Genomic DNA, 20094 nt, shown 5'->3' with positions numbered 1-20094 from the left:
GAACTCGCTTGCATGAGAGATTTATTCATTATTAATCAAAATTTGTTATACCTATGCGAAAAACTTTTTTTAGCCAGTCCCTCGTAGTTGGGATCATAGCGCTGTTTTCGCTAAGTGGACCTCTCTTGGCTCAACAGCCAGCCGGGAGCGACAGGTTCACCATCGAGGGAACTGTGGTTGACAACACCAACAACGAGCCTATTGCCGGCGCCACGGTGCGCTTGAAAAGTGGGTTGCGAGGCACGGCCACCAATGCGGAGGGAAAATTTGTCGTCAAGGAATGCTCTGCTCAAGACGTGTTTCAAGTGAGTTTCATCGGCTACAAACCCAAGAATTTCACCGTTGGAAAACACCGCAGGTTTACCATCTATTTGGAGGAGAATTCCACGCAGATTGAACAAGTGGTGGTGACGGGTTTCCAGAAACTCAAGAAAAACAGTTTTACAGGTTCGGCCACTATCGTGACTAGTGAGGATCTCAAGAAGGTGAACTCTAAAGACGCCGTGAAAGCCTTGCAGGTTTTTGACCCCTCATTCCGCATTATGGACAACCTTGGGTTTGGTGCAGATCCTAACCAGATGCATGAAATTAGCATTCGAGGAGCGTCGAGCATATCGCAGAATAGAGGTTTGGACGTGGAGAACCAGCGCCTCACCCAACGTACCAACCTGCGTGACAACCCTAACATGCCTATTTTCATGCTGGACGGGTTTGAAGTGGACGTGCAAAAGATATACGACATGGATATCAACCGCATTGAGAGCATGACCATCTTGAAAGATGCCGCAGCCACGGCACTCTATGGCTCGCGTGCGGCAAATGGTGTCGTGATTGTCACCACTGTACCTCCCAAGGCAGGTGAGATACGCATAGACTATAATACCACTTTGGAGCTGTCCTTCCCCGACCTTTCAGACTATAATCTGACCAACGCCACCGAGAAGTTGCAGGTAGAGAAAGATGCCGGGCTGTATGTTGGGACTTTTGGTGTGGCCACGATAGATAAGGAGAGGGAGTATAACGACAAACTAAATGAAGTGAGGCGCGGCGTGAACACCGACTGGCTGGCGCGGCCTCTGCGCAACGCTTACAACTGGCGTAATGACGTGTCGCTCTCGGGCGGTGTCAACGAGGTGAGGTACATGCTGAACCTAAACTATGACAACAACGCCGGTGTGATGAAAGGCTCCAAGCGAGACAGGTACGGTGCGGGGATGATGATAGACTATCGGTTGAGAGATTGGTTGCACATACAAAACAAGGTGACACTCAACAGAACATCCTACGAGGACTCGCCATACGGCTATTTCAACGACTATTCGCAGCAGCTGCCTTACGATGCCATCTATGACGATGCTGGTGAATTGCTGCGCGAGCTGCCCATGTCTCACAGAGCCAATCCGCTGTGGCGGGAACGCTATTTGCAAAGCTACAGTGGCCGCGGGGGTATCACCGACGTGACCGACAATTTGAGCGTGAACATTCATTTCACCCCAAGCTTGTATCTGCGAGGCACATTTAGCGTAAGCCAAGTGAAGACAGACAGCAAGACTTTCAAAGACCCTAAGGACTCTTTCTTGTTTCGCACCGTAGCCAACAACCGCAAAGGATCGCTCGATGTGTCTGGCGACACTCGTCTGAAATGGAACGCCAACGCCATGCTCCACTTTAACAAGCGTCTTAAGCGCCACTTCTTGAATCTCACGGCGGGTGTGGACGCACAGGAGACCAATGACCGCCGCTTGTCGTACAGGTTGGAGGGGTTCAATATCGGTAGCCTGAACGACCCCATATATGCGGCCACGCAGACTGACAAAACCATCGACACCAAATCCACGACAAGGCTCTTTGGCGTGTTGGGAGCCCTTAATTACACCTTTGACGAAATCTATTTGCTGGATGCTTCGTTCCGTATGGACGGCTCTTCGCAGTTTGGCGAGGACAAGCGTTTTGCTCCGTTCGCCTCTGTCGGCGTGGGCTTGAACGTGCACAACTACTCGTTCGTCAAGAAATTGCCGTGGATTAACACGCTTAGACTGCGTGGTACTTATGGCAGCACCGGAAAGGTGAACTTCTCGCGTTTCGACGTAATCAGCAGCTACAAGGCCGACACGAAGGCGTGGTATTACACAGGGCCAGCAGTTAGGCTCTTCACCATGGGCAACTCGGCGTTGTCGTGGGAAATCACCAAGTCGCTCGACGTGGGTTTCACAGCGGAGCTTTTCAAAAACCGATTATATATCGAGGCTGCCTATTACAAGAAAACAACGGATGGCATGATTGACCGCATTAGTATAAGGCCATCATCGGGTTTCACCTCTTATAGCGGCAACGTTGGTTCTATCGAGAACAAAGGCTTTGAGCTTAAGACTAATATCACGCTCTTCCGCAACCGCGACTGGTCGGTAGTGGCCAACGCCAATTTGGGTGCAAATAAGAACAGAATATCCAAATTGGACGATGCCATTGAGGAATACAATAAGAAAATCAGGGATAATTACGATGCAGAGCATCCGCAATATCAAAACTTGCAGAACCGCCCCCTCATCCAATATTATGTGGGAGCGTCTACCACGGCCATCTACGCCATGCCCTCCCTGGGCATTGACCCTGCCAGCGGCAAAGAGCTTTTCAGGAAGAAAGACGGCACCATTACCAAGGAATGGAACGCAAGTGACATGGTAGTGTGCGGTGACACCAATCCCGATGCGCAAGGCTCGTTCGGCATCAATGTGGCCTATAAGGGAATCTACATGAACGCCTCGTTCCTCTACGCATTTGGCGGTCAGGTGTACAACCAGACTTTGCTCGAGAAAGTGGAGAACGCACAAATAAAAGACCAGAATGTAGACCGTCGTGTCATCACGGACAGATGGCGCAAGGTGGGCGACATAGCACCATTCTATGGATTGGGTGAAAAAAGCTCCACCAGGCCTACGTCAAGATTTGTGCAAAATGATAACTATGTGCATTTCAACAGCTTGTCTATAGGCTACGACTTCAGTCGGAAACTTATCTCTAAGCTCAAGCTGAGCGCACTGTCCGTCACGATCAACGCATCCGACTTGGCTCGGTGGAACACCGTGAGGGTGGAACGCGGACTCTCATACCCTTATGCCCACACATACAGCATAAGTTTGCGAGCAAGTTATTGACCTAAAAAAATCAACGACAACGATTATGAAACAAAAAACATATTCCATCATCATAGTCTGCATGGCACTTTTTGGGCTGAGCAGCTGCAACGACTGGCTTGATGTGCCCGTAGAGGGCCAGTCAACAGCCAACGAGCTTTTCGAAACCGGCGACGGCTATCGTTCCGCTCTGCATGGCATCTACAAGAGCATGGCATCACCTACGCTCTACGGCCGTGAGTTGCAATTTGGCGTTATTGACTTCTTCTCAGGTCAGTACGACATCAATGTCAGCTCTAACGACTTGAGTAACCCTACCTATATCGCAGCTGGCAAGCGTGACTACAAGGATGCCAAGCTACAGCCACTGATAGACAACATCTGGTTGGCGGCCTTCAACGCCATTGCCGCCGACAACGATTTAATCAAACATCTGGAGGGTGAGAGTGATAATAAGTTCAGCGAAGGCAAGATGGAGAGAGACAACATCCTCGGCGAGGCCAAGGCCATCAGAGCTTTTATCCACCTCGACATGCTTCGTCTCTTTGCCCCCGCACCCATTGACGACGATGGTGCCAATTACATTCCCTACGTCACTGAGTTCCCGAATAAGCGGGCCACGCACTTGCCCATCAAGGAAGTAATGGGAAAAATCATTGCAGACCTTGAGCAGGCGCGCGAGCTTGTCAAGCCTTTCGATTTCTCACCATTGGGGTACAGTGCCAGCGTGTCGGGTGAGGCGCGCTTCTATAACTCCTTGATGTTTGGCATGGAGGGTGCCGCTGACCCCACGAGCGTTGATCCTTTCTTTTTAGGCAGGGGTTACAGGTTCTCCTATTGGGCCATCACGGCATTGTTGGCGCGCGCCCATCAATATAACGCAACGTTTGACCCTTCTTCTTTGGACAAGGCCAAGGCGTATGCTCTGGAGGTGTTGGACGCCACTTTCGAGGGTGCCAATGCTACTAAGTTCGAGCCTTTCAAGGATGAGCAGTTCAATTTCGCATGGGTGGATCAGCCAGAGGAGATGAATGACATACGCATGGTGGGCACGCTTGTCATGGGATTGTACAACGAGAAGCAAGTGGACGAGGCTGGTTTGGAACGCCTTTTCCCACGAGAGAAAAATCAGCATAGCAGTGACTTGTTCATTGTGAACAAAGATGGGCAAGACATCTTCAAGACCATCTCGGGTATGGATGAGAGTACCACCGACATTCGTTCTACCCGCTTAGTATACGAACCCAAAGGCTCTTACCGCAACTTTCTCTCCACCAAATGGTACGTCAAAGAGAGAAATACGATGGAGCGTGACCGTACTGTCACCATCTTGCCTTTGCTACGTACGTCTGAGTTGAGATATATCGTGGCCGAGTGCATGGCTCGAAAGGGCGATTTCGAGGGTGCTTACGGTTTGCTCAACACTATGCGCGAGCACAGAGGGTTGAATGACTACAAGTTGCCCACGCAAACCTCATGGGGCGCTTTCGTTAAGGATCTTGTGCGCGAGGGACAGCGAGAGTGGATTAGTGAGGGACAACTGTTCTATCTCTACAAGCGGCTTAACGCTGGCGTGAAACGTGACAACGGCACCGTCAAGCCGTTGACCAAGCAAGAGAGCGTGCTGCCCATACCAGCGGAGGAAACAAAATAAAACTGTAAACGATGAAACGTATGAAAAAATACATCTATATACTGCCCCTTGCGGCATTGTTAGTCTGTGTGTCGTGCCAGGAAGAAGGACTGATGACCTTCGGGCAGGAACATCATATATATTTTGAGAAGTTCTACAAGGATGCCGTCGCACCTGGTAAGGAAAAGGCCGACTCGACTATAGCGTCTTTCTTCTTTGAGAATGATGACGTGTCAGAGATAGATGCCAAGATTGTGGTCAACATGACTGGTCGGCTGCTTGAGCGTGACGTAACGTTCAAACTCAAGGTTGTGCCAGACATGACAACGGCTCTGCCAGACGAGTACAAACTGCAAGACACTTACACGTTCAGGGCACACAATGTGCCGGAGGGAGCCAAAAACCAAAGTGACACCATCGCCATAAGGATGTTCAGGTCGGCCAGGCTCAAAAGCATGCCACATGGTGTGAAGCTCACGGTAGAGCTGATGCCCATGGGCGAGATACAGTTAGGACAGACTGAGCGTACGCGGGCTGTCATCGTACTCACGCGTGAAGCCGTCAAACCCGAGTGGTGGGATGCTGATGTGACCAACAATCTCTTCGGCGAATACTCCAGTCGTAAGTACAAACTATTCTTGCTTAACATTGACAAGCAAGCCACACTCAACGAGGATATGTTGCGCAAGGCGCCATACAAGGCTATCAAACTTGTCAGGCAGTTCAAGCAATGGCTTGTGGAGCATCCGGAGCAGGCCAAGGAAGAAGACGGAAGTGTGATGACCGTCAATGTTTAACCACGCAAACAACGAAAGGAACGCATTATGAAAACAATGAGAAACGCCATTGCGTGCGCAATTGTATGCGCTACGCTGACTGCGTGCTTCAGTGATGAGGGAAATTACACTTACGAATCGCTTAAGCCGCCAACGTGGCTCATCAATGTAAACAACGACCCTATATACGTGTATGGACGGGGTGGCGAGAAAACATACATCGACGCGTCGAGATACTTCAATTGGGGAAAACTCGACTCGCTTGAGAGAAGCAAGGAGGTGCGCTATGAGTGGCGCCTTAATGGCAAGGTATTCTCTACTGAGCTGAAAGAGACTATTCCCACCGATGAGTTCATGAAACGCTTGGGACTGACCGACTATCCCACTGGGAGTTTTGACGGTGACTTTGCTATCATAGAGAAAGCCACGGGTATTTCTTTCAAGGCCCGAACCTATATCACCATCGAGCCGCCCATCGCAGAGTGCGACTTCATCGTCTACTCGGCTAAGAACAACAGCGACCCGCATATCGGTTCCATGTCGGCGTTGAGCCTGAAATATGGACGTGCCGCCAACGGCACATTCAGCGTACCCAAGTTTATCTTCAAGAAACACTTGTCCGACGATATTCCCGGAACACCCAAGCGCATGGATGTCTCGCTGTCGCTCAATGTCAGTCCGACAGGTTCGGTGACGGCCATCACGCAGGAGGGAGACGCGGTGGTTCTCAACGCCTCCACGCTTAAGCAGGCTTGGGAACTTGGTTCACAGTTTGCCGACGGAACGCCTGCCAACTTCAAGGTTAGCGCTCGCAGGGACCAAGAAATAGATGCTGACAACCCCGCATTCACATGGGTTGCTACCCAAGACGGCCGTATTTTCACGCGCCAGACGGGCAAGCACTACCTCGGTGGAAAGTTTCTTACTGAGCCGTATTATCTCGATGAGAAGGGTTACAAGGTAACCAATTTTGGACATACGCTGTGGGGACACACCAACATCCCGTGCTACGACGAGAAAAACAGACGCGTGCTCATCGCGACATCGTTGGAGGGAAACTATCACAGCTATCGTGTCTTTATGACCGACTTGTCAATGCCGGGATGGGCGGGAGCACCCATCATGAAGATGCCAGCAGATGCAGAGGTATTCTATTTGACCGCCATCAATGGGCAAATGTATTGGGACCGAAACAACAGTTGGTATCAAATATGGTATAACACGGGCGGAAAATCCATGGTTGGAACCTTTGCCGTGGACAATCGGACGCGCAAACTCAATGTGCCGATGGCCAACACCTATTACTTCCCGTACGAGGTGACAGGGCACCTACTCAATAAAGAAACCGTGTTCCTTACTGCGGCCACAACCCGTTTGAGTAATCTCAAGAGCCGTTGTGACCTCTTTTCAGAGGGCAACAAGGTGTTTGTGGTTGTTAGGAGCGGCACATGGGGTTCCACATCCATAGACCAGGTAGGCCAACTGCCGCTCAAGGGCATTACCTCCAAAGTTACGGCCATGACCTATGACCGCAACGACCAGTACACGCAGGGACGTGATTACAAGCATTTGCTTGTTGGATGTGAGAACGGTGATGTCTTAATCTATGAGGTGACAAACCTGCCGGCACCAGTCCTTGTGGGCAAATACAACGCTGGTGGGCGGGTAGCCTCCATCAAACAACTGCGTGCAGAACGCACCACACTTGACATGTATTGATAAAACAAGCTAACAACTATAATTCCTTACATTGTGAAGAGAGCCGGGTGTCGCATAGTCGGCGCATGAATCTCTTCACAATCCTCAAACATGAACAATCAAAAACAATCATAACATGAACATTAGGAAAATATTCAAAACATTGCTCTGCCTCTTCACTATGACCGTGGTGACACAGGTGGCAGCCCAAAATGACATGAAGGCTACCGTTGACGTAACCGTAAATTGCAACGACAATGGTCCCATGACGCTATCGCTCTCGAAAGGTACAACGTGTGTTTCGTACAGCATGCAGCTTTTTACATCCGACATAGCTACTCGCATTGGTGACGCTGTGTTGGCCAATTATTTCAGTAACCAAAAAACAGAAAAACGCACACCCAACCTCAAAGATGCGAAATTCGTGGACATGGGGTTCTGTGTCTTGCCCGAGAAAGAATACACGTTGCTCACCCTCGGCTACGACAAGGATGGCGCTGCAGGTTTCGTCACGCGCACCTCTTTCACAACGCCCAAGCACAAGCCGGCAGGCAATCCGCGACTCACATGCACCGTGACGGCCCTTGGCCCCGACAGCGTTACGGTGAAGTTCAGTCCCAACGCTGATGTGGCAGGTTATGCCATTTGTCAATTCGAGGCCGGAAGCATAGATAGTATCGTGGCGCACCACGGTCCGATGATGGGCTTCTCAAATCCTTCCGACATGATTAGGCGGTTCAGTGGCCAGTCGGCTTACACCAAGGAGATGAGCCACACATGGGATGATATGATACCCAACTATGACTATGAGATATGTGCGTTGCCTTGGGACAAGGATGGCGTGTACCTCGACATTGTCACCATGCCCGTCAAAACAGCCTTGTTGGGTGGCGAGGGTGTGGCTGCCGTGAACATTGAGATTGGACAATTTGGCGGCAGTGACGACACTGGCTACTTCCAGGAAATAGTATATACGCCCAATGATCAAGCGGCTGTACACCGTGATATCATCATCACCGAGGAGGCTTTCAACGCCAAAGACATGGGTGAACGCGGCGTTATCGACATGCTGCAAAAGGATATTCCGCAAGATCCCTATTGGAATCAGTATCGCGTGGATCGCGCCAAATGGAATGCGCTGCCCGCCACTACATACATCGCGTGTTCTATGGCACGCAATGTCAAGGGCGAATGGGGCAAGTTGCACACCAAGAAATTTACCACACCAGCCAAACAGTAACTATATTGCGTAAGTCACCACCGCGCGGCACTTCGGTTGAGGAGCCGTGCGGCTAACACCATCACAACTATGAAACATCTCTTTTGGAGGGCATTGCTTGGTTTCGTCATTCTGCCCACCATGACACAAGCGGCTGATTTGCCGCAGACGTTGCCGGTAGACACGGCTGTAAGAATAGGGACTTTGGATAATGGCCTTAAGTATTACATACGCCATAACAACTGGCCCGAGAAGCGTGCCAACTTCTATATCGTACAGCGTGTTGGCTCCATACAGGAAGAAGAGAACCAGCGAGGTTTGGCTCACTTCCTTGAACACATGTGCTTCAACGGTACCAAAAACTTCCCAGGCAACAACGTCATCAGGTATTGTGAGTCTTTGGGCGTAAAGTTTGGTGGAGATCTCAACGCATATACGTCTATAGACCAGACGGTTTACAACATCTCCAACGTGCCCACCAAGCGACAGAGCGCACTCGACTCGTGCCTGCTCATCCTGCACGACTGGGCCAACGGTCTGACATTGGACCCTCAAGAGATAGACAAAGAACGAGGCGTGATACATGAAGAGTGGAGAGAGCGCACCAGTGCTAACTCGCGTATGTTGGAGCGAAACTTGCCCACACTTTACTCTGGATCTAAGTATGGCTCGCGGTTTCCCATCGGGCTGATGAGTGTCGTGGACAATTTCAAACCTGCAGAGCTGCGCGCCTACTATGAAAAATGGTACCAACCATCCAATCAGTGCATCATCGTCGTGGGTGATGTTGATGTGGATCATACAGAGCGTATGATACGGCAGATGTTCGGTACTGTGACTAATCCGGCCGACATTGCGCCCATTGTAGCCGAGCAAGTGCCAGACAACGATACGCCCATTGTCGTGATTGACAAGGATAAGGAACAACCCAACAGTGCCGTTGAGGCTCTCTTCAAGCACGATCCATGGCCCGACTCGCTTAAAAATTCCATGGACTACGTCATGGCCAATTATGTAAAAAATGTAGCTATAGGCATGCTCAACGACAGATATGCCGAGGCGGCGCAAAAGAGCGGATGCCCATACCTTGGTGCTGAGGCGGCTGATGGAACGTTTATTTTCGCCAAAACAAAAAATGCTTTCAGGGTATCTGCCGCGCCAAGAAGCATCGAACTAACTGCCAAAGCCTTGAAAACCGCTCTTGCCGAGGCTCACCGCGCAGCTGACCAAGGATTCACGCAGATAGAGTATGACAGGGCCAAGAAAAACCTTCTCAACGGCTTGGAACGCGCTTACAACAACAAGGACAAGCGCGGGAACGCCTCGTTCGCTGACGACTACAAGGGAAATTATCTCTCCAACGAGCCAATACCGGCTTTTGAGGAGTATTATTATATGATGCGACAGGCCATCCCACAAATACCTTTGGAGGAGATTAACAGGGTGTTGCCAAATCTTTTGCCCAAGTCTGACCATAACTTGGTGATAATCAACTTTAACAATGAGAAAGAGGGAAATGTCTATCCCAAGCGAGAGGATTTGCTCGAAGCTGTGAAGCAGGCTCGCCAGGCCAATTTTGAGGCCTATGTGGACACCTTACAACAGCAGCCGTTGATGAAAAAATTACCACGACTTGGCAGGATTGTCAAAGAAAAGAAGAACGACAAGTTCGGTTTCACCGAACTGAAACTCTCCAATGGCGTGACCGTGGTGCTCAAGAAAACCGACTTCAAGAAAGGGCAAGTGGGGCTGTCAGCGATTGGACCTGGTGGAAAGTCGCTCTACGGAGAGAAAGACTTTGCTAACTTGGCAGCTTTTGACGATATAGTGGGCAGCAGCGCGTTAGGTGGATTCACGGGTATGCAACTGCCTAAAATTCTCGCCGGCAAGACAGCCAACGCCCATCTTTCCATCGGTGATAAATATATGGGCGTGGGTGGATCGGCCGCCAAGCAAGACGTGGAGACCATGCTACAACTCGTTTATCTGTATTTCACCAATATTGGCAAGGATGAGAAAGCGGTGGCCAATCTCATGGACGGGTGGCGTACATCGCTCAAAAACAGGAATTTGTCGCACGAGACAATCTACTCGGATTCGCTTACGGCCACACTCTATGGACACAATCCAAGGCTTAGGCCATTTCTTGAGGAACACCTCAAAGATATAGACTATGACCGCGTGCTCCAAATCGCGCGCGAGCGCACAGCCAACGCATCGGCATGGACGTTCACCTTTGTGGGCGATTATGACGAGTCTACCATTCGGCCGCTCGTATGCCGTTATCTTGGCTCGCTGCCCACCAAGGGTAAGGTGAGGCACGGACATTTGCTTACATCCTATCAAAAGGGCGTGGTTGAAAACGTGTTCCATCGTAAGATGCAGACGCCCAAGGCTATGGCTTGCATGGTGTGGCACAATACCGACATGTCGTATACTTTGGATGGCGCCATGAAGATGAACATGATAGGGCAAATACTTAGCATGGTGTATCTCAAGAAGATACGCGAGGATGCGGGAGCGGCCTATTCGTGCGGAGCCGACGGTTCGGCTGAGATAGAGGGTGATTTCCACGCCTACTCGCTCGTGGTGACATGTCCCGTGAAGCCAGAGAAAAGTGATATCGCCCTAAAAATAATGCGCGACGAGGCCGAGCGCATGACCACGCATTGCGATGAAGCCATGTTGGAAAAGGTGAAAGCCTATATGCTAAAAAATGCCGATTTAGCTGTAAAAACAAACACTTATTGGCGAAACGTCATCGGTATGTATCGCCGTTATGGCATGGACACGCACTCTCAATACAAGGATGTCATCAAGAAACAAACGGTGAAGGGACTGTGCGATTTTATGAAAGAATTCTTGCAGGGCAACAATCGTGTTACCGTGGTGATGTTGCCGCAAGAATAATGAGCCGTTCTTGACTATTCAGTGTTTGGCATTAACATAATCTCCCGTCAACCACCTGGTTGACGGGAGATTTTATTAAGCCCTGCACGTCATGGGTGCTGTTTCTTGGCTTCATCACTCAAAATACACGGCTAATATGACAAAATAGACGTATGCCCCCAACATTAGCTGTTTTTGTGTGGTATGGACGCTGTACTACCTTTGCCCGAAAAACTTATGTTTGTACCCAACTCAACAAATGTTTTTCGAGATTTGTTACATTCCCATGAACATGTTTCAGGGTATTCTTTACCTCTCTTCATTGGTGGGCAGTAATGATTTCAACCCTTCTGATGGCGTTGAATACGATTTCTACGATGTAAGCATCATTTCCTATGTAACACATGCTGTGGTAATATCTCGAACCAGCCATAAGGTATCTATCAATGGCAGACAAGCGGAAATGGCTTAGTTTCTCCTGTTTCTACCGCTTCTTCCCTTGCCGCGTAAGGCCACGAAGCCACTGCAGTTGCCGTTGGTGTGCGAGGGGGGCGTAGAGCTACATGCCGCGGGCTTTGTAAATGAGGTCTTTGGCATTGTTGATTTCCTGAAACTTCTTCTGCGCGGCCTTCTTCACGTCGTTACCCAGCGTGGAAACACGGTCGGGATGATGCTTCAAGGCCATCTGCCGATAAGCCTTTTTCACCTCATCATTGGTAGCAGAGGGGGCAATTCCCAGTACTCTGTATGCTGCTTCGAGGTTTGTAGAGCTGTCTTTGAGGTTGAGCATGGAGTCAACATCGGCAGCTGAAAGTCCCAGATATTGGGCTATCTCTTTCAGGACGTTGACCTCTTCACTGACAATCATGCCATCGGCTTGAGCGATGATAACCAGGAAGTTGAACAGCTGCAACCGTTCAGAATAGCCCATGTTGAAGCTAATTTGGATGCATGCTTGCCGGATGGTGTTGCTGAACTGCCTCCACCCCATTTGCTTTTGTTGTTCGAAAAGCCTGAGAAGAATCTCCTCGCCTTGCTTCACTGCCACCTCACCAAAGTTCTGTCTGAGGAAATTGCGCACCGTTTGCATCTCCGAATGCATCACCTTGCCGTCGGCTCGGATGACATACGATGCCAATGCGAGAATGGAAAAGAGAAACGTGTTGCGTTGTCCTTCGGCGTATTGTCGTTGCTGTTGATTGTATTGTGCATACCTGTTGCCCTGACGTTGTCGATATTCGTCACCCGATCCGCCTTCACTGAAGGTGTCCAAGCCGCTGTCGAAGAGCCATCCAATTGCAAATCCAGCAAGTGCGCCTAGTGGCCCTCCCTGCATGAAACCTAGTATTCCACCTATCCATTTACCTGCTGCCATTATTCTCTCGTTTATTTTGATTCATGTTCGCATGGTGTGCTGCCATTGTATTTCTTTTTATTTTTCAGGCTTTTCGTGTGTTTCAGAACTTCCCCTTGAGTTGATATTGCCCGTTGGTGATGTCCTCAAGTTTTAGGCTTTGATAGTCGATGTTGTAGATGGTGGGACCTGACTCCCATAGAAATCCAATTCTCCCATCTTTCTGAAGCGTCATGGTAGAGTAGGCTCCCAGACCTGTTGCCACCATCATGCCTCGCTGCCAACCGTTAGCCAACTGCTGGGATGTGAGATGTCTCTTGCCCAAATCTTTGTAAAAGAAGCCGATGCGTGTTCGCTGTGGACCAAAAGGTACCGACTGAATGGCTACGAACGTTTTCTTGCCATCGGCTTTGCGAATGGTTGGGACAACCAAGATTTCACCATTACACTCGTTCTCGATGCCCGTGAATGCAGCCGCTTTGGTGCGTTGTCCCCACGAGCCTTCGGCCTTTTTGAGGTTGCTGAAGGTGAAGACGTTGAACAGTCGGCCGTTGTGACGCGAACTGAGTATGAGGCTGCCGTCGGGCAATTCTTCGCATTTCACCTCGTCACCGTCGCGACAGGGCGATGTGTTGATGTCGCCCAGCACGTTCCACTGCCGGCCAAAATCGTCGCTGTAAAGCACGAAGTTGCCAGACAAGGTGCACAGGCCGACATACAAACGGTAGTATTTGCCTACCTTGACGTGGCGGCTTTGGTGTATCTTGCCCGACGTGAAGAAGAGTGACTGGATGGGGCCGGCCTTTCGTTGGTCGAACAGGGGGTATATCTGCTCGGTGATTTCGTGCCCCTTGTCCCATGTTTTTCCGTTGTCATAACTGCGGAAGATGGCAATGCGGTTAGGGTTGTTGCGTGTTGCTTGGAAATATACTGTTTTGCCGGCCGCGCAAGTAGCCAGCACCTCGCTGCTGTTTTTGTCGGCCACCAAGGCGCAGTCGCCAAAAGCGTAATCCCACTTGATGTCAGCTTCGTTGCCTTGTCCGTCGGCCAATATCTTCTCTTCCGACCAGGTCTTGCCATTGTCGCGGCTGATGCGATAGACCAAGTCCACGGCTCCATAGCCAATGTCAGAGCCGCAATAGCGGTAGTCTGACGCAGCGATGATGTCGCCGTTGCTGCATGTGGTGATGGCGGGGATGCGATAGGGGATAGCATCCTTCTCCGGCGTAGTGAAAAGCCGCTGCCGGCTGTCTGCCTCATTGGTGGCATGGGTACTGATGCAGAGCATGAGCACGGCGATGCTGATGACCGTGCGAAGGTGCGTGCCTGCTAACTGATGGATGTGGTTGTGATGTGTGCGCATAGCAAAATACTTGTTGTTCATTGTGTTCCAAATATTGTTTGATGTTGGCAAATGTACGGAAAATTTTTGAAAACAACTGTGATTTCATCGCTAAACTCCTGCAAAATAAAAATTCGGAAAGATTCGAAATTTTCTTTACAACAACCTCTTCAAAATTCGTTTGTAGGTGAGCAACTCACGCCATGGCGTCAAATATGACCAAAATGAACGACTTTTGCAAGTTGCTGATTACGAGGTTGATACGCTATCTGCTCATCGCTTTCTCATCGCCTTCACCTGTATTGCTGCTCAATAACAATGCTTTTGAATGCCAATAGGTATGCCTTTGGCTTCCAATATGTAAGTCTTTGCTCACCAATGGCATGGTTATAACAGCGCAAGTGATGCCTTTTATCGCATTTAGGTCGTGTTTTTAGATTAAAAAACAGACCTTGACGCTTCTAAAGATGTATGTTAGGTGAGTCCGTGCCTATCAATTTTTTCTATTTCATCATTTTTTATGTACCGTTTTACATGTATGTTTTTCTTACAAAATAGGTGGGAATGATGATGTACAAATGTGGCTGAAGATTTCACGAAACGCATTGCTTTCCTGCCATACACCGTTGCCCTCATGATGACGTGCGGTGTACTCTCTTTGGCAGATGTTTCTCTGTGTTCCCTGAAAGTATGGTCAACTTCTCCGCAATGCCATTCAGTGAGGAGAAAACCAAAAGCGCATTCGTGGTGGTTAGGCTGCGTGTTGGCTGTTTTTGGGCGATAATCAAAGTATGGAAAATTGATGCGTGTAAACTTTAATCGGTAAACGAGTAGGAGATAAACACCTATGATTAGTGTTTACCTCCTACTCGATTTATGGTTTAATAGGAATTTCCTTCCTTGTTAATTTCAGCTTTATGAGCGTAAAAAGGTTCTGTTTTGTTAAATATTTTCGTAATCTGGAATATGGTCTAAATATAAATATTTTTTACTTTCATAATCCATTTTGCAGCAATAAGAATCAATGCCGTTGCTGACAATGAGATAGTCGACATGCAGCAGGAAATTATAGGTGGATATTTGGTCGAACACCTTTTGTGTAATGGGGATGGATGGAGCCTTATATTCTATGATCATCCTGGGACGCAGGTGCGAATCGTACAGAACACTGTCGGCTCGCAGTGTCTTGCCGGCCATGTTGAGTTGTATTTCATTAGCTAACAAGGTGGCGGGATAATGTTTGTGCTCTATTAAATAATGTATGAAGTGTTGTCTCACCCATTCTTCAGGTGTAAGTGCGACATATCTCTTGCGGAGAATGTCGAAAATGGTGGGTTTGTCTTTCGTGCCGCCTAATTTTATTTGGTAATGGGGTAGGTTTAATGGATACATTTTAGTAATTTTGCATTCAGATACAAAGTTAATAAAAAAACAAGAAAAGAAAAAGACCTGATAGAGATTACACGGTTCGTGATTGAAATGCCAATGGATATGGTTGTTTTTCATGACCATCTCATATCAAGTCTTTAGTGATAATGGCTCGAACAGGACCCACATACGATTCTATCATGCGTGATCTTCAGGCACGTCATTTTTCACCTATTTATATATTAATGGGTGAGGAGTCGTATTTTATCGATAAAATTTCGGATTATATCGCCGAAAACGTCCTGCAACCCGAAGAGCGTGACTTCAATCAAAACATAGTTTTTGGTTCTGACATCAATGCTGCACAGATTGTAGATCTGGCAAAGGGATATCCAATGATGGCCGAATATCGAGTCGTCATCGTGAAAGAAGCGCAAAACTTGCGTGGAACTGACGTGATTGAAAAATATCTGAAAAACCCTGTTAAATCAACAATCTTAGTGCTTTGCCACAAAAATGGCACCATCGACAGACGAAAAAAACTGATTGGAAGATCTGAAGCTTTAGGTGTAGTTTTTGAAAGTAAAAAGATGAGAGAGTCAGAACTGCCTTCTTTCATCGCTTCGTATCTGAAACAGAAAAACGTGACCATCGATTATAAGTCGACAGCGATGATTGCCGATCATATTGGATCGGATTTGAATCGGATGATTTCTGTGCTGGACAAATTGCTGATTTCGCTTCCGGAAAACAATCGAGTGGTTGTGCCTGAGGTCATTGAAAAGCAAATTGGCGTGAGCAAAGATTTCAATGCTTTCGAACTGAGAAGTGCCTTGGTCAATCGAGATGTTTTTAAAGCCAATCAGATAATCAAATATTTTGACAATAATCCCAAAGCAGGGTCTATATTTTCTTTTCTTCCTTTGCTCTTCAGTTATTTCCAAAATCTGATGATTGCCTATTATGCTCCCACCAAAAATGAGAATGCTGTTGCACAATTTTTGGATCTAAGAGGAGGGTGGGCTGCGCGTGATTATATCATAGGAATGAAAAATTATTCAGGTAAGAAAACCATGCAGATCATTGCTAAGTTTAGAGAAATTGATGCTAAAAGCAAAGGAATCAACAATCCCTACACATCGACAGGGGATCTCATGAAGGAGCTTATTTTTTATATTCTGCATTGAAAAAATACCCATTTGGATTCTAAATAACATCAAACGGGTTCCTCCTAAATAAACTTCAAAAGCCTTCCATAAGTTCAAATGGGCCTCTAATAATTTCAAATAGGTCCCTAATAACTTCAAATTGGGCGCTAATAGGGTAGCTTTTTCCACCTAAAGAGGGTTTTTCGCATGCTTAAAAAGCTCTTTTTTGCCTGAAATAGACCTCATTTTAGCTTATTTTCGTCTAGAATACAATTTTCATTTTTCATGTTTTTTGCCGTTAAACCCTGATGGAATCAAGGTTCTTCGCATTTTAGTGTGCTCATAATTCGCAAATTTAAGCGCACCCTGTACCTTGTTTCAGAATATTGAAATTATGGCGATTTTTCATCTTTCTACCATCAGTAAATTTACAGTTAACTATTTTTGTGATTTCAAACCATAAAAGATTACATTCTTTCTGATTTGTGATTGCAAATTTAAAAACGGCTATTTTCTATAAATTCATGAACGTATACATAAATCATAACATAAAAACACAATATTAAAACGTAAATATTTAGATTTCATGTTTGATAATTATAAATATGCAATAGCAAGAACTTGCTTTAAGTTACTGATAATCAATCATTATAATGTTTTTCTTCTTCTGTTTTCTACATATAACCATTGATTCCTACTTAATTTCATGGAATAGAGCCTGTATACAGTAGAATGATAAACGATAATGCATTTATTCCCAGATTTTTATAATTTTTTGCTACATTTATACAAAGTCAATATTTAAGGATGTAATTCATGTATCTATATGAAAAGTTGTTGTATTACATTCTTTTAATGTCGGTTTTATAAATATAAATAACTAAATTCAAACTATTGAATACTAAATATGATATAGATTTGTTTGTTTTGTGATTTTTATTGTTTATCTTTGTAAAGTCAATGAGAATTGCCTTTTTTGGCCTATTTTAAGTTGAATGACGGATAAAATGAAAGATCGAATAAAACAATTGATGAATGCTCAGCACATGAATCAGCAAACTTTTGCTGAGGCATTGGATATTTCACCTGCTTCTTTGAGTAGCATTTTTAATGATCGTACAAAACCAACATTGAATCATATCGATGCCATCAAGAAGAAATTTCCAACTATTAATTTAGATTGGTTATTGTATGGCAATGGTCCTATGTTTATGGATGAATATACAGGTGATATCGATAATCATGCAGTTTCGGCTTCTTCTGCTGAATCTGTTTTAAACTTCGATGACTCTCCTTCTACTCCATCAGAGAGTAATGTAGTTCAACCGCAGTTAAGTTTTGTAGAGCAACGTAATCAACTTCAACAAGTCACTAATAACAATACGAAATATATTGACAATAATCCGCGTAAGATTGCTGAAATAAGAGTATTCTATGATGACCAAACGTGGGAGACTTTTGTGCCTAAAAAATAAGCGTATCGTGTAACATTTACAGAACCATTTCAGTCAATTGGTTAATTGTTATTCCATACTCAGTATAAGCTTTTCTATTTTGTTCAATCTTCCAAAAGATTGAATGATTATTGCTATTGGTGTTTTTATTTATTTCTTTCATTTGTGAGTGTGTTCTATTTGTGCTAACTTTGCACTTAATATAATAATGTGTTTCACGATTATTCAATTTAAATAGGTGTTTATTCAAAGCTGAGCTTATTCTATGTTTAGGCAATCGAGGTCTATATGTAATATCATTACCCTCGCGTGTCGCGGTTTAAGATTTGTCCATGACTTCCTATTTTAATACTATTATAACGAAATTGTTCAATGAGAAAGATTTGTGAAGATTTCCTTGTACAAGCAACAGAGCAATTAAGTGATCGTCATTGGCTCATGCGATTGCGTGCTTCATCGACATTGCCCGAGATGCATCCAGGCCAATTCGTACAGGTTCATATTGACGATTCACCTTCAACCTACTTGCGTCGGCCCATTTCTATTAACATGGTGGATTACGAACGCAATGAGATTTTATTGCTTGTGGCTGCGATAGGTGAAGGAACCCGTCATCTGGTACGAAAGAAACCTGGTGAGAAGGTCAATTGTTTGTTACCACTCGGAAATAGTTTTACCATGCCACGTTCTACCGATGAGCGTTTCTTGCTCGTTGGAGGTGGTGTTGGAATCGCTCCTATGCTTTTCTTGGGGAAGCGATTGGTGGAGATGGGAGTGCGCCCTTCGTTCTTATTAGGAGCCCGAACCGCTGATGAATTGCTTGAAAAGGACATGTTTAGTGAGCTTGGTGACCTGTATCTCACCACGGAAGATGGTTCAGAAGGCGAGAAGGGTTATGTAACCAATCATTCCATTCTCAAGGAAGAACAATTCGACCGTATTGCTACCTGTGGACCCAAACCCATGATGATGTCGGTGGCACGCTATGCCAAACAGAACGACATAGCATGCGAAGTTTCGTTAGAGAATGATATGGCGTGCGGATTGGGAGCCTGTCTTTGTTGCGTGGAAGATACTACTGACGGCCATATCTGCGTCTGTACAGAAGGTCCAGTGTTAAATATTAAGAAGTTATTATGGCAGCTCTAAATGTAAAAATAAATGACATTGAGTTTAAGAATCCAATCTTAACCGCTTCGGGTACTTTCGGGTATGGACTCGAATTTGCCGATTTAGTACCATTGAATCAGCTTGGTGGCATCATTGTCAAGGGTACAACACTCCATCCTCGTCAAGGAAACAAGTATCCGCGAATGGCCGAAACGCCGCATGGCATGCTCAACTGTGTGGGCCTACAGAACAAGGGTGTAGACTATTTCTGCTCAGAAATCTATCCAAAGATTAAGGATATCGACACCCACATGATTGTCAATGTCAGCGGAAACACGCCCGATGATTATGCCGAGTGTGCCGCCCGTATCGATGCCCTGGACAAGATTCCGGCCATCGAGCTCAATATTTCCTGTCCTAATGTCAAGCAGGGCGGCATGGCTTTTGGCGTAACTTGTGCCGGAGCGGCAGCGGTTGTCAAAGCAGTTCGGCAGACTTATCACAAGACACTCATTGTCAAGTTGTCGCCCAATGTCACCGATGTGGCTGAAATAGCACGAGCATGTGAGGCCGAAGGAGCCGACAGCGTTTCGCTTATCAACACCCTCATGGGCATGGCCATTGATGTAGAGCGGCGCAAACCCGTGTTGAGCATTGCCACAGGTGGCCTCAGTGGACCGGTTGTAAAGCCCGTAGCGTTGCGCATGGTATGGCAAGTGGCCAAAGCAGTCAGCATCCCTGTCATTGGACTTGGAGGGATTTCTACGGCGAAAGATGCCATCGAATTCTTCATGGCGGGTGCCACGGCCATCCAGATTGGCACGGCCAACTTTGTCGATCCCATGGCTACCATCCACGTTCGAGATGGAGTGAACCGTTGGCTTGATGACCATGGTTGTGCTTCGGTGACAGAAATCATTGGCGCATTGAACGTTTAATCCGACTAAAACCTGTGCTTCCCGTTTATCT

The 20094-nt window shown here is 46.9% G+C and carries 14 protein-coding genes; 11 read left to right on the top strand and 3 right to left on the bottom strand.

Annotated features, from left to right (window positions below):
• Nucleotides 1-53 precede the first annotated feature (53 nt).
• From NQ518_RS05350 to NQ518_RS05320, 7 genes are all read left to right on the top strand, one after another.
• Entirely contained in the window at nucleotides 54-3155 is a 3102-nt protein-coding gene (locus NQ518_RS05350; protein ID WP_227206714.1) for a SusC/RagA family TonB-linked outer membrane protein, read from the top strand.
• Nucleotides 3156-3180: 25 nt separating this feature from the next.
• Nucleotides 3181-4788: a RagB/SusD family nutrient uptake outer membrane protein gene (locus NQ518_RS05345; RefSeq protein ID WP_227206716.1), complete on the top strand. Its 1608-nt coding sequence runs from the start codon at nucleotides 3181-3183 to the stop codon at nucleotides 4786-4788.
• 11 nt (nucleotides 4789-4799) lie between these two features.
• Nucleotides 4800-5564 carry a DUF4843 domain-containing protein gene (locus NQ518_RS05340; RefSeq protein WP_227960568.1) on the top strand — a complete coding sequence of 255 codons (765 nt, stop codon included), beginning with the start codon at nucleotides 4800-4802 and terminating at the stop codon, nucleotides 5562-5564.
• 27 nt (nucleotides 5565-5591) lie between these two features.
• Nucleotides 5592-7262, top strand: coding sequence for a PKD-like family lipoprotein (locus NQ518_RS05335; protein WP_227206720.1), 1671 nt, complete (start codon nucleotides 5592-5594; stop codon nucleotides 7260-7262).
• A gap of 115 nt (nucleotides 7263-7377) precedes the next feature.
• Nucleotides 7378-8481 carry a hypothetical protein gene (locus tag NQ518_RS05330; protein WP_227206722.1) on the top strand — a complete coding sequence of 368 codons (1104 nt, stop codon included), beginning with the start codon at nucleotides 7378-7380 and terminating at the stop codon, nucleotides 8479-8481.
• A 69-nt stretch (nucleotides 8482-8550) separates the two neighbouring features.
• Entirely contained in the window at nucleotides 8551-11370 is a 2820-nt protein-coding gene (locus NQ518_RS05325) for a M16 family metallopeptidase (protein WP_374211136.1), read from the top strand.
• Between the two features lie 238 nt (nucleotides 11371-11608).
• A complete protein-coding gene (locus NQ518_RS05320) occupies nucleotides 11609-11821 on the top strand; it encodes a hypothetical protein (protein ID WP_227206725.1) in 213 nt (70 codons plus the stop codon).
• Between the two features lie 87 nt (nucleotides 11822-11908).
• Here NQ518_RS05320 and NQ518_RS05315 read toward each other — a convergent pair whose 3' ends face one another.
• The 3 genes from NQ518_RS05315 to NQ518_RS05305 form a co-directional block, all read right to left on the bottom strand.
• Nucleotides 11909-12724 carry a TerB family tellurite resistance protein gene (locus NQ518_RS05315; RefSeq protein WP_227206727.1) on the bottom strand — a complete coding sequence of 272 codons (816 nt, stop codon included), beginning with the start codon at nucleotides 12722-12724 and terminating at the stop codon, nucleotides 11909-11911.
• 82 nt (nucleotides 12725-12806) lie between these two features.
• Nucleotides 12807-14087, bottom strand: a complete 1281-nt coding sequence (locus NQ518_RS05310) for a sialidase family protein (protein WP_227960570.1) — start codon at nucleotides 14085-14087, stop codon at nucleotides 12807-12809.
• 900 nt (nucleotides 14088-14987) lie between these two features.
• Complete coding sequence (locus NQ518_RS05305; protein ID WP_227206731.1) at nucleotides 14988-15437, bottom strand: type I restriction enzyme HsdR N-terminal domain-containing protein; 450 nt, start codon at nucleotides 15435-15437, stop codon at nucleotides 14988-14990.
• 143 nt (nucleotides 15438-15580) lie between these two features.
• Here NQ518_RS05305 and holA point away from each other — a divergent pair, with 143 nt between their 5' ends.
• The 4 genes from holA (at nucleotide 15581) to NQ518_RS05285 (ending at nucleotide 20063) form a co-directional block, all read left to right on the top strand.
• Nucleotides 15581-16600, top strand: a complete 1020-nt coding sequence (gene holA / locus NQ518_RS05300) for a DNA polymerase III subunit delta (RefSeq protein ID WP_227206733.1) — start codon at nucleotides 15581-15583, stop codon at nucleotides 16598-16600.
• A 968-nt stretch (nucleotides 16601-17568) separates the two neighbouring features.
• On the top strand, nucleotides 17569-18036 hold the full coding sequence (locus NQ518_RS05295; RefSeq protein ID WP_227206735.1) for a helix-turn-helix domain-containing protein: 468 nt from the start codon (nucleotides 17569-17571) through the stop codon (nucleotides 18034-18036).
• Nucleotides 18037-18387: 351 nt separating this feature from the next.
• Entirely contained in the window at nucleotides 18388-19164 is a 777-nt protein-coding gene (locus tag NQ518_RS05290) for a dihydroorotate dehydrogenase electron transfer subunit (RefSeq protein ID WP_227206737.1), read from the top strand.
• Nucleotides 19152-20063, top strand: coding sequence for a dihydroorotate dehydrogenase (locus NQ518_RS05285; protein WP_227206739.1), 912 nt, complete (start codon nucleotides 19152-19154; stop codon nucleotides 20061-20063). The genes NQ518_RS05290 and NQ518_RS05285 overlap by 13 nt, the downstream gene beginning before the upstream one ends.
• Nucleotides 20064-20094 lie beyond the last annotated feature (31 nt).

Origin of the sequence: Hoylesella buccalis ATCC 35310 (genome assembly GCF_025151385.1) — a bacterium.
In the GTDB taxonomy this organism is placed as follows: domain Bacteria; phylum Bacteroidota; class Bacteroidia; order Bacteroidales; family Bacteroidaceae; genus Prevotella; species Prevotella buccalis.
This window is presented reverse-complemented; position numbering and strand designations above follow the sequence as displayed.